This window comes from Lysobacter yananisis, assembly GCF_031199375.1.
GTDB lineage: Bacteria > Pseudomonadota > Gammaproteobacteria > Xanthomonadales > Xanthomonadaceae > Lysobacter > Lysobacter yananisis.
In genome coordinates, this window is the sequence record NZ_CP133568.1 from 4,781,078 (window position 1) to 4,791,797 (window position 10,720).

1 protein-coding gene is annotated in these 10,720 nt (G+C 73.3%); it reads right to left on the reverse strand.

What is annotated here, in order from left to right; all coding sequences use genetic code 11:
* Window positions 1–28: 28 nt before the first annotated feature.
* Entirely contained in the window at window positions 29–10,636 is a 10,608-nt protein-coding gene (locus tag RDV84_RS19875) for an SDR family NAD(P)-dependent oxidoreductase (protein ID WP_309151342.1), read from the reverse strand.
* Window positions 10,637–10,720 lie beyond the last annotated feature (84 nt).

The following is a 10,720-nucleotide window of genomic DNA, read 5'->3' on the forward strand; positions in this document are numbered from 1 at the left end:
AGGCATCGTCCGGCCTGTCGCGACCGGCTCATATCGTGTAACTCATCGGTTGCTCGCGGCGCTTCGCCGGCGCGGCCTGCGGCGTCGGCGCGACGCTTTCGTCCGCCGCCGCCGCGTCCTCGGCATGGTCTTCGCCGATGTGCTGCATCAGCGCGTCCAGGGTCGGATGGTCGAACGGCGCGGTCGTGGTCAGCTCCAGCCGCAGCGACTGGTTGAGGCGTTCGACCCATTGCACCGCCAGCATCGAATCCATGCCGTAGTCGGTGAACGGCGTGGCCGGGTCGAAGTCGGCGGCGTCGATCGCCAGCACCGCGAGCAGTTCCTGCCGCACCCGCTCGCGCAGGCCGCCGCTGCGCGCGGGCTGCGGCGCAGGCGCGGCGACGGCCGCTTGCGGTGCGAGTTGCGGTTGCGGTGCGGGTTGCGACTGCGGTGCCGACGGCGTCCACGATTGCGACGCTTGCGGCTGCGACGGCTGCGCCGCGACCGCGCCATGGCTGGCGCTGGCCAGCAAGTGCGCGACCAGGGCGTCGATGGTCGGATAGTCGAACAGGCTGGTGGTGGTCAGCTCGACCACCAGCCGCCGGTTCAAGGCTTCGACGATCTGCACCGCCAGCATCGAGTCGATGCCGTAGTCGACGAACTCCGCATCGCCGCGGATGTCGCCGCTGTCGATGCCGGCGATCTCGACCAGCGCCTGGGCGATGGCCTGGGCGATGCCGGCGCTGGCCGCGACCGGCGCGGTAGGTGCCGGCGCCTGCACCGCAGCTTGCGGCTGAGGTTGCGGCGCGGCGACCGGCGCAGCGGCCGGCGGCGCCACGCGGCTGGCGACCGCGTTCGCCGGTTCGTTCGCGACCGACGCCGCGACCGACGCGTTGCGCGGCCGCAGCGACAGCAAGTGGTCCACCACCGCGTCGATGCTGGGGTGGTCGAACAGGCTGGTGGTGGTCAGCTCGGTGCCCGCGGTGGTGTTGAGCACCTCCACGGTCTGCACCGCCAGCATCGAGTCCAGTCCGTAGTCGGTCAGCGGCGCGTCGTCGCGCAGTTCGTGCGCCGGCAGGTCCAGCGTCGCGATCAGGGCGTCGCGGACGATGCGGCGGATCGCCGCCTCTTCGTCCTCGGCCGCGGGCGCGGCCGGCGCGACCGGCGCCGATTCCGCGACGGGCCTCGCTTTCGCAGCGGCGACGGGTTCGGGCGCACGCGACGCCTCGCCCGCCTGCACGGCCACGACTTGAGCGCCGACAGGCTGGCGGATCCAGCCGTCGCTGCTCGCCAGCACGATCTGCTGCCCGAGCGAGCGCGCGCCCTCGGCCGGCAGGCCGATCGCGCCGAAGCCCTGTTCGGCCAGCACCGCGCGCCACGACTCCGGCGACAGCGCCGGCGAACCGGGAATGCGCAGGTGCGCGTCCTCGTACAGCCACCAACCCTTGAGCAGGCCGAAGGTGACGTGGGCGAACAGGCTGGTCGCGCACACCTCGTTCAACACCAGCAGGCCGTTGCGCTTGAGCGCGGCCTTGGCGTTGCGCAGGGTGCGGGCGATGTCGCCGGTGGCGTGCAGCACGTTGGCGGCGACCACGATGTCGAAACCGCCCACGTCGATGCCCTGCGCCGCCGCCGCGCGTTCCACGTCGAAACTGCCGTAGCTCATGTACGGCGCCCGCTGCGCGTACTCGTCCTGGGCCGCCAGCGCGAACGAACGCGAGATGTCGGTGAAGCGGTATTCGGCGACGCAGGACGCGTAAGGCTCCAGCGCCCGCACCAGCGGCGCGGTGGTGCCGCCGGTGCCGGCGCCGATCTCCAGGATGCGCAGGCGCACGTCCGGATCGATCCGGCGGCGGCGCTCGATGTAGCGCACGACCGCGCTGCACAGCACCTTGTTGAAATAGTCCGGCACCGGGCTGTCGCGGTAGATGCCCTCGACCAGATGCGGCGAGGACTTCGGGAACAGCACGTCGGTGGCGGCGCGCTGGCCGGTCAGCACCGGGCCCAGTTCGCGCAGGGTCGCCTCGGCCAGGCGCACCGGCGCGGCCAGTTCCGCGCTGTCCAGCCATTGCGGCGCGTTGCGTTCCCACTCCTGCCACGGCGAAGACGCGGACGCGGGCCCGGCGGCGTGCCAGGCCTCGCCGCGCCGCGCCGCCAGCCCGTGCTCGGCGAGCAGGTCCAGCGTATGCCGCAACCAGGCGCGGTACTGCGGCGCGATCAAGGCCTCGCGCGCTTGCGCGGTCGCGGCGGCGAACACGCCCAGCGCGTCGAGTTCGTGGCGCAGCAGTTCCAGCAACAGGCCCTCGAAGCGCGCGGGCAGCCCCTGCCCGGCCAGGCCGGCCGGATCGAGATCGACCGGCGCGTCCAGCGGCACCACCGGCGCGGTCGCGCCGACGCGCCACAGGCGGTCGTCGGAGAACTGCACGCCGGTCAGCGCGTCCTCGCGCCGGGTCTTGAGGAAGGCGAACTGGCGCAGCGGACCGGCCAGCAGCCGCTCCAGCGCGGCCATGCCCTCGGCCGGTTCCACCGAGCCCATGCCGGCCTGCGCGATCCAGTTGCGGTAGCCGCTGGAAATCGCCGCGAAACCGACGCTGCCCCAGTAGCCCCAGTTGACCACCCGCACCGGGCAGCGCCATTGCTGCGCCAGCAGCGCCGCGTACGCGTCCTCGACCGTGCAGCCGGCGGCGTAGTTGGCCTGGCGCGGGGTTTTTTCCAGCGCCTGGATCGAAGAGAAGAACAGCACGAAGTCCAGCGGCAGGTGGGCGAACGCCTGGGCCATGCGCACCGACACTTCGATCTTGGCCGCCAGCCCGCGCCAGAAGCGCTGCTCGTCCATGCGTTCGAGCGGATCGCCGGCCATCAGCAGCGCGGCGTGGACCACGCCGTGGACGGTGCCGAAGCGGCGTTCGATGTCGGCGCAGGCGCGCTCCAGCGACGGCTGGTCGGTGGCGTCGGCGGAGACGTAGTGCGGTGCCGGGCCCAGCTGGGACAGGCGGCCGATCTTCTCTTCCACGATCTCGTCGCGCTTGCGCAGGCCGATCCACACCACCTGCGCGGCGTAGCGCCGGATCAGGTATTCGCTGAAGGCCTCGCCGATGCCGCCGGCGCCGCCGACCACGACGTACACGCCGTTGCGGCGGAACGCGGTCTGCTCGGGTTCCGGCAGCGCGCACTGGATCCAGCGCTGGCGGTGCCAGCGGCCGTGGCGATGCGCCCAGGCGTTGCCGTCGCGGTCGGCCGGCAGCGCCAGCAGCGCGTCCAGCGGCCACGGCTGGCCGGCTTGCACATCGACCAGGCGCACGCGCCAGTCCGGATATTCCTTGGCCAGGGTGCCGATCAAGCCGTGCACGCCGGCGTGGGTCGGATCGAGCGGCTCGCCGTCCGCCACCGGCTGGCTGCCGGCGGTGACCACGGTCAGGCCGAGCGGCTTGCCGGCATAGCCGAGCTTGAGCAGCGCCTTGACCAGGCGGAACGTGGCCATCACCCCGCGCTGCTGATCGACCACGATGCTTTCGCTGTCGACCGCGCGCGCCTGCGACGGCGGCGCCAGCCAGAACAGGTGTTCGATGTTGCCGGCGGCGCGCAGTTCCTCGGCGGCGCGGTCGGCGGTGTCGGCGATCGCCGCGGGCAGGTGGCGCGCGCGCGGATGGCGCTTGCGCAGCTGCGCGAACTGGGTCTCGTCGCCGCCGATGACGACGACGTTGGCCTTCTCCTGCGGCCAGGCCTCGGCCTGCGGCGGCGCGGCCGGCTCCCAGGCGGGCGCCAGGGTCAGCGCGCCGACCCGGTCGCCACCGGGGAAGGCTTCTCCGTGCGCGCCGGCAGACGCCGGCGCCGCGACGGGTGCCGGCGCGGAAGGCGCCGGCTGCGGCGACGGGGCTTGCGCGGGACGCGTCGCCGCCGATGCGCTGGCGGCCGCGGCCGGCCGCTGCGGCGCGCCGGCTTCGCGCGAAGTCACTCCGCGCAGCGCCGCCACCACCCGTCCGGTCGGCTCGCACAGATCGATATCGAGCTTGTTGCCGTTGCCGCGGGGATCGCGGCGGATCCACACCCACATCTGTTCGGTGCACGGGCCGTACAGTTCGATCTGGTCGAGCGCGAACAGCATCAGCGAACGCGGCGCGGCGCCGTCGCTCGGACGCTCCTCGCGGCCGTCGCCGATCTCGAAGCCGATCGAGGCCTGCAGCGCGCTGTCGAGCAGGCTCGGGTGCAGGTGGAAGCCCTCCTGCGCCGCCGCGGCCGGCAGCCGGATCTGGGCCAGCAACTGGTTTTCGCCGACGAACGCGCGCTCGATGCCGCGATAGCTCTCGCCGTAGGCCAGGCCCATCAGGTCGAACACGCGGTAGTAGTCGCCGCCCTTGAGCGTGCGCAGGTCGCAGCGCATGCGCAGGGTGCCGACATCGACGAACGAACCGCGCCCGGGCGCCGCGTCCAGGACCACCCGGCCCTGGCAATGCGGCGTGTCGCTGCCCGCGCCGAGGATGCGGAACGCGAGTTCGTTGTCGCGCGCCGGCACCGGCTCCAGCGCGACCTGCAAGTCCACCGGCTCGGCCACGGCCAGCGGCCGCAGCCACACCACATTGCGCAGTTGCCGCGCGCGCTGGCCCGGACGCGCCAGTTCCGCCGCGGCGCGCGCCATTTCCAGGCAGGCCGCGCCAGGCAGCATCGGCGCGCCCTGGACGACATGGTCGCGCAGGAACGGCTCCTGGCCGCTCCAGCGCGTGGCGTAACGCGGGCCGTCGGCGCCGGCGATCGCGGCGTGCACGAACGGATGCAGCGGCGCGGCCGTGGCGACGACGCCGGCGACGTTAGCGGCGGCCGGCTTCGGGGCCGGCGAAACCGCGCTGGGCGGCGCAGCCGTCGCGGGCGCGACGGACGGCGCGGGCGCCGGCACTACAGCCGCAGGCGCGACGGCGGCCGCGACCGGCGCCGCAGCGGCGTCGACGCGCGGCTGCGCGCGCTCGGGCACCCAATGACGCTTGCGCGAGAAACGGTACAGCGGCAGCGCGACGCGCCGCTGCGAGGCGAACGCGGAACCCAACTCGGGCGCGAGGCCTTGCACGTGCAGCGCGGCCAGTTCCGCCAGCAATCGCGCGCGCTCGCCGTCGTCGCGGGCCTGCGCCAACGCGTGCAGGCGCTGCCGCGCCGGCGCGAAGCGTTCGTCGCCGCCGTTGCCGGCGGCAGCGGTGCCCGCCAGCACGCGCGCGGAACCGCCGGCGAGCCAGCGACGCAGTTCGGCCGCCGCATCGGCCGCGTCGTGCGCGACCAGGGCCAGGCGATGGCGATGATGGCGACGGCCGACCGCCAGGGTGTAGCCGGCCGCGGCCAGATCCAGCGCGCGCTCGTGCTCCAGGTGCTCGGCCAGCGCCGCGGCCTGCGCCGGCAGGTCTTCTTCGCGGAAGCCCGACAGCACCAGCAAGGTCGGCTGCGCGGCGCTCGCGGCGGCGGCCGCGGGCGGCGCCTCTTCGACCACCACATGGGCGTTGGTGCCGCTCAAACCGAACGAACTCACCGCAGCCAGACGGCGGCCGGCGGCGGGCGCTTCCCAATGCTTGAGTTGGGTGTTGACCGTCAGCGGACTGTCGGCGAAGGCGATGTGCGGGTTGGGCCGGTCGAAGTGCAGCGACGGCGGAATCTGCCGGTGCTGCAGCGACAACAACACCTTGATCAGCCCGGCCACGCCCGCGGCGGCGCCGGTGTGGCCGATGTTAGTCTTGATCGAACCGATCGCGCAGAAGCCGGTGCGGTCGCTGTAGTGGCGCAGCGAGCGGCTCAGCGCCGCGGCCTCGATCGGATCGCCGAGGATGGTGCCGGTGCCGTGCGCCTCGACCATCTGCAGGCGGCCGGCGTCGATGCCGAAGCTGTCGTAGACGTGGCGCTGCAGGCGTTCCTGCGCGCCGGCGCTGGGCGCGGTGATGCCGTTGCTGGCGCCGTCCTGGTTGATCGCACTGCCGCGGATCACGCCGTAGATGTGGTCGCCGGCGTCGAGCGCGTCCTGCAGGCGCTTGAGCACGACCACGCCGACGCCTTCCGACGGCACGAAGCCGTCGGCCTGGTCGCCGAACGCGCGGCAACGGCCGGTCGGCGAGAGCATGCCGGCGCGGCTGGAGGAAATCAGGAAACCGGGCGTGCACTGGATCCAGACGCCGCCGGCCAGGGCCACGTCGGTCTCGCCGGTCCACAGGCCCTGGCAGGCCAGGTGCACGGCCACCAGCGAGCTCGAACAGGCGGTGTCCAGGGTGATCGCCGGACCTTGCAGGTCCAGGTAATAGGCGATGCGCGCCGACAACACCGAGGCCGCGTTGCCCCACATCGCGTGCGGCGGCAGCGAGGGTTGGCCGTGCAGCAGTTCGCCGTAGTCGCCGCCGTTGAAGCCCATGTAGACGCCGCAACGCGCGCCGGCGATGCCCTGCCCCGCGTAGCCGGCGTCTTCCAGCGCATGCCACGAGGTTTCCAGCAGCACCCGGTGCTGCGGATCCATGAAGTTGGCTTCGGTGCCGGAGATGTTGAAGAACAGCGGATCGAACTGGTCGATGTCGCCGAGGAAGCCGCCGCGCGGGCAGACCTTGATGTCGTCGGGCAGGCCTAGCGAATCGATCCGCCAACGGGTGATCGGCTCGGTCACCTCATCGCCCGCGGCCAGGTGCGCCCACAGCGTCTGCAGGTCGGGCGACTGCGGGAAGCGCCCGCTCATGCCGACGATGGCGATCGGGCCCGGCGCGGCGGCCGCGCCGCTGCGCTGCGCCGCGGGTTGCGCACGCGCATCGCTGTCGGCCGAGGCGTCGTTGGCCGCCGGCGTCGCCCGGCGGTCGGTATCGGCGGCCGGCTGCGCCGACGCTGCCGGCGCCGCGACCGGCTGCGGCAGCGCGGCGCGCGCCGCGGCCTGCAGCTGCGCGGTGTCGTGGTCCTGCAGCACATGCCGCACGAGCTTGTTGACCGAGCTGTGGTCGAACAGGCTGGTGCCGGCCAGTTCGATGCCGAGCGCGTCGTTGAGCGCGCGCACGATCCGCACGCTGCTGATCGAGTCGACGCCGTAGCCGGCGAACGCGCTGTCCGGATCGATGCGCTCCGGCGCCAGCTTGAGGATTGCGGCCAGCTGCGCGAGCAGCGTGTGCTTCACATGGGCTTCGAGGTCGATGGCGGCCACCGTCTGGTCGGGTTCGTAGTCGGGTCGGGGTTCGGATGCGGCAAGCGCGGGTTCGCGCTCGATCGGCGGCGCGCGCTCGGCTTGCGGCGCGGGCGGTTGCTCTGCCGCGGCGTCGGCCGCGGGCTCCGGCGCGGGTACACGCAGGCCTTGCGCGCCCAGCCGATGCAGCGCCGCCAACTGCGGCAGCGCGGCGTGCATGAAGACTTCCAGCGCGGCCATCGCCTCGACCGGCCGCAGCGCGCCGATGCCGGCCTGGGCGAAGCGTTCGCGCACCCGCGGCGGCAGGCCCGCGGTGGCGCCGATGTCGCCCCAGAAGCCCCAGTTGAGGGTCTTGACCCGGCGGCCGTAGCGGCTCGCCAGACCGCGCGCCAGCGCGTCCTGGTACAGGCTGCCGGCGCTGTAGTTGCTCTGGCCGGCGTCGCGCGAGTAGCTCACCAGCGAGGAGAACAGCACCACGCCGTCGGCCGCGTCGTCGGCGAATGCGTCCAGCAGGTTGGCGGCGATCCTGGCCTTGGTCGCGAACGCGCGTTCGAACCGCGCCGCGTCCATGACTGCCAGGCCCTGGTCGTGCAGTTCGATCGCCGAATGCACGACGCAGTCGACCCGGCCGTACGCGCGCAACGCCTGCACGCGCACCGCGGCCAGCGCCGCCGGGTCGGCGGCGTCGGCCTGCAGGTACAGCGGCGCCGGCCCGAGCGCGGCCAACCGCGCGCGCTTGGCTTCGATGTCGGCATCGGCGGCGCGCCGGCCGACCCAGACCACGCGGGCTTGGTAGTGGCGCAGCAGGTACTCGCTGAATACCTCGCCCACGCCGCCGGCGCCACCGACGATCAGGTACACGCCGTCGCGGCGGAACGCGCCGTCGGTGCGCGCGGGCACCGGCACCGGCCGCAGCCGTTCGCGCGCCCATTGGCCGTCGTGGCAGAGCCAGCCGCGGCCCTGGGTGTCGGCGGGCACGGCGAGCAGTTGTTCGACGCCGATGCCGGCGGCCGCGCCGATGGCGTCCTCGCGCCCCAGGTCGACCAGGCGCAGGCTCCACTGCGCGTTCTCCTTGACCGCGCTGGCCACCAGCCCTTGCAAGGCCGCGTGGCTCGGGTCGGTGCCGGCATCGCGGGTGACCAAGGTCCATTCCAGCGCGCCGTCGCCGTAGCCCTGGTCGAGCAAGGCCTTGATCGCGTGGAAGCACGCCAGCACCGGCGCGCTGCGGGCGGCGTAGTCGAGCAGTTCGTCGACGCGTTCGCCGCCGCCGTCGCCGGCGAACCAGACGAGGCGGTCGATCCGGCCCAGCGCGCGCAGCGCATCGGCCCAGGCGCCGATGGCGTCCGCCGCGGGCGGCGCCAACGCCGTCGCGCGCGGCCACACCCGCGCGAATTGCGCCATCGCTTGCGCGCTGGCGCCGACGATGGCGACGCGCGCCTGCGCATCCAACGCCTGCGGCACCGGCGCTTCGACCGGCTCGGTATCGCCGATCAGCAGTTCCAGCGCCGCGAGCGCCTCGGGGACGCCATGCACGGGTGCCTCGACCGGCGGTGCCGGCGGCTGCATGACGGGCTCGCTGCGCGGCCCGGATTCGCCAGCGCCCTCACCCGTCGTCACCCAGCAACGCTCCTTGGCGAAGGCGTAAGTCGGAAGATGCGCGGAACGGCCCGGCCGCGAGCGCGGCAGGTCGCGCCAATCCGGGTCGAATCCGCCGACCCAGCGCTCGCCGAGTCCGGCCAGCGCCTGCGCGTCGGCGCGCAGCGGTGCGCGCGTGGCGCCATCGGCGCGATGCGATTCGCGCATCTGCGCGGTGACGCGGCCGGCGAACGAGGCCGGCGCGGCGCGGCCGGCGAGGAAGTCCTCCAGCCGCGCGAGCGCTTCGGCGCGGTCGGCGGCGACGAACGCCAGCCGCTGCTCGAACGCCGCGCGCCCGACCTGCAAGGTGTAGGCGACATCCGCCAGCGGCGTGGCCGCGTCGCGTTGCAGCCAGCGCGCCAGCGCCTGCGCTTGCGCGCGCAGTTCGTCCGCGCCGCGCGCGGACAGCAGCAGCAACTGCGGCTCGCGCGCATCGGCCTGGGGCGCGGCGTGCGCTTCGGCCGGGTTCCATTCCTCCAGCACCAGATGCGCATTGGTGCCGCTGTAGCCGAACGAACTGACCGCCGCGCGGCGCGCGCTCGCCTCGGGCACCCGCCATTCGCGCAGTTCGGTGTTGATCACGAACGGCGAGCCGCGCAGTTCGACGTGCGGATTGGGCCGGCTGTAATGCAGGGTCGGCACCAGGCGCTTTTCGCGCAGGGCCAGCAGGGTCTTGTGCACGCCGGCGACGCCGGCGGCGGCCGAGGCGTGGCCGATGTTGCTCTTGACCGAGCCCAGCGCGCAGAAATGCAGGTCGGCGGTGGCCTCGCCGAACACCGTCGACAGCGCCTCGAACTCGATCGGATCGCCGAGCCGGGTGCCGGTGCCGTGGGCTTCGACGTAGCTGATCGACGCCGGATCGATGCGATGGCGGCGGTACACCTCGCGCAGCAAGTCGGCCTGGCTCTTGGCGCTGGGCGCGGTGATGCCGTTGGTGCGCCCGTCCTGGTTGATGCCCGAGCCGAGCACGACGGCATGGATGCGGTCGCCGGCGGCGATCGCGTCGCTCAGTCGCTTGAGCACCAGGGTGCCCACGCCCTCGCCCGGAACGAAACCGTCGGCGGAGTCGTCGAACGCGCTGCAGCGTCCGGACGCCGACAGCATTCCGGCGGCGCACATGCTGACGTGGGTTTCCGGGCTCAGGTACAAGGTCACCCCGCCGGCCAGGGCGAGGTCGATCTCGCCGGCCAGCAAGGCCTGGCAGGCCAGGTGGGTGGCCACCAGCGAGGACGAACAGGCGGTGTCGACCGCGATCGCCGGGCCCTTCAGATTAAGGTGATAGGCAATGCGCGCCGCGGCGATCGACGAGGAATTGCCGGTGGCCTCGCCGATGCCGGCGCCGGCCTGCCGGCACAGGCCGACGTACTCGTTGCCCATGATGCCCAGGTAGACGCCGCAGCGCGCGCCGTCGAGCGCCGCCGGCGCGTAGCCGGCGTCCTCGAACGCGCGATAGCCTTCCTGCAGGAACACCCGGTGCTGCGGGTCCATCACCGTCGCTTCGGCCGGCGAAATGCCGAAGAACAGCGGATCGAAGCACTCCACGTCGTCGAGCGCGCCGAGCCACTTGCAATAGACCTTGCCCGGCTGCTGCGGGCGCGGATCGTAGAACCGCTCCACGTCCCAGCGCGACGCCGGCACCGTGCGCACGCCGCTGCGGCCTTGCGACAGCAGTTCCCAGAACGCGTCGAGCGAGTCGGCGCCGGGATAACGGCCGGACATGCCGACGATGGCGATGCGTTCGTCCGCGCTTGGGCTCGGGCCCGTGCGCGCGGCCGACGCCGCGGCGGCCGATGGCGCCGCCGGCGCGGGTTGCGCGGCCGCCTCGGCCAGCAGCCGCTTGGCCTGTTCCGGGGTGATCCGCCGCGATTGCAGATCGCGCAGTACGTCTTGTCGATTCATGCTGTCCATCCACTCGATACGGTCGCGCCCGGCGCGGTCCGCGGCGACGTTGGGCGCCGCGCATGCCCTTGCATCGGCCCGGTC

Coding starts and splice junctions, on each gene's coding strand:
- RDV84_RS19875 (WP_309151342.1), bottom strand. CDS start 10,636: ATGAATCGACAAGACGTACTGCGCGATCTGCAATCGCGGCGGATCACC.